Origin of the sequence: Halomonas sp. 3D7M, from assembly GCF_014897885.1 — a bacterium.
GTDB lineage: Bacteria > Pseudomonadota > Gammaproteobacteria > Pseudomonadales > Halomonadaceae > Vreelandella.
Window position 1 is genome coordinate 1 of sequence record NZ_JABUZF010000014.1, and the last position, 767, is coordinate 767.

The 767-nt window shown below is 56.2% G+C and carries 1 protein-coding gene; it reads right to left on the reverse strand.

Annotation, left to right across the window (positions count from 1 at the left end; genetic code table 11):
* Positions 1-767, reverse strand: a 767-nt coding sequence (locus INT22_RS00275; protein WP_193067457.1) for a 2-oxo acid dehydrogenase subunit E2, incomplete at both ends; no start/stop codon positions are given.

Below are 767 nucleotides of genomic sequence, written 5' to 3' on the forward strand. Positions count from 1 at the left end.
AGCGGCATCATTAAGCGCGGTTGGAAGGCACTGCCATCCCATACCGGTTTCATCTGCGCTTTCGAAACCCCCAGGATCGCCACTTCCGGCGCATTAACGATCGGTGTGAACGCGGTGCCACCAATCGAGCCAAGGCTCGAAATGGTGAAGCAGCCACCGGTCATCTCATCACGCTTTAGCTTCTTGGTTTGTGCTTTTTTGCCTAGCTCCGCCATCTCCTTGGCTATCTCGATCAAGGATTTCTTATCAGCGTTACGCACCACCGGCACCATCAGGCCATCCGGCGTATCCACGGCAATCCCAATATGCACGTAGTTTTTCCATACCAGCGTTTCGCCGTCGCCTTTGAGGCTGACGTTGAACTGGGGGAATTTACGCAGTGCAAAGGCACAGGCTTTGACCATAAACGGCAACGGTGTCAGCTTGGCGCCCTGGGCTTCGGCCTCGGCTTTCATGGCCTTACGGAAGCTTTCAAGCTCGGTAATATCGGCCTCATCGAACTGCGTCACGTGAGGCACATTGAGCCAGCTGCGGTGCAGATTGGTCGCGCCCATCTTGAGCAGGCGACCCATCGGCTTCTCTTCTACGTCGCCAAACTGACTGAAGTCGACGTCCGGTATCGCGGGAATGCCAGCACCACCACTCGCTGCAGGGGCAGCCGCTGTTTGTGCTTTACCTTGGTTGGCAATGGCCTGTTTCACGTAGGCCTGCACATCCTCTTTCAGCACCCGATCTTTCGGGCCACTAGGCTTAACAAGACCGAGGTC